Source organism: Protofrankia sp. CiP1_Cm_nod4, from assembly GCF_982290645.1.
In genome coordinates, this window is sequence record NZ_CEVIVC010000193.1 from 7,075 (window position 1) to 7,920 (window position 846).

1 protein-coding gene is annotated in these 846 nt (G+C 75.7%); it reads left to right on the forward strand.

What is annotated here, in order from left to right; translation table 11 throughout:
* The coding region (locus tag AC5LSR_RS22310) for an ABC transporter permease (RefSeq protein ID WP_493468953.1) at nucleotides 1-836 on the forward strand (836 nt) is incomplete at its 5' end.
* Nucleotides 837-846 lie beyond the last annotated feature (10 nt).

Here is an 846-nt window from a genome sequence, read left to right on the forward strand (position 1 = left end):
TCCGGCATCACGGCCAGGCCAGGACGGGCCGGCCGCGGGGCCGGGCCGGCGGGCGGGTACCGGTTCCGCTGGCCGTCGCCGGTGGCGTCGCCCTCGTCTTCCTCCTGCTCCCGCTGGCCGGGCTGCTCGTGCGGGTGCCCTGGCGCGGCCTGCCGCGGCTGCTGGCCGAGCCCGGGGTGCGCGAGGCGCTGCGGCTGTCCCTGCTGACCGCGACCATCGCGACCGTGCTGTCGCTGGCGGTGGGTGTGCCGCTGGCCTGGTTGCTGGCCAGGGCGGACTTCCCCGGCCGTGGGCTGCTACGCGCGGTGATCACCGTGCCGCTCGTGCTGCCGCCCGTGGTCGGTGGGGTGGCGCTGCTGCTGGCCTTCGGGCGGCGGGGCATCGTCGGCCGTTACCTCGACAGCTGGTTCGGGATCACCCTCCCGTTCACCACCGCCGGGGTGGTCGTGGCGGAGGCGTTCGTGGCGATGCCGTTCCTGATCGTCGCGGTCGAGGGGGCGTTACGCTCGGCGGACCGGCGCTTCGAGGATGCCTCCGCCACCCTTGGCGCGAGCCGGTGGGTGACGTTCCGCCGGGTCACCCTCCCGATGATCGCACCGTCGCTCGGCGCGGGCGCGGTGCTGTGCTGGGCACGCGCCCTCGGCGAGTTCGGGGCGACGATCACTTTCGCCGGCAACTTCCCGGGCACCACCCAGACGATGCCGCTGGCGGTCTACCTCGCCCTGGAGACCGACCCGGACACCGCGGCCGCCCTGTCCCTGGTCCTGCTCGCCGTGGCCGTGGCCGTCCTGGCCCTGCTCCGGGACCGCTGGCTGCGCCCGGGGACGGCCCTGTGAACCCGGTGGG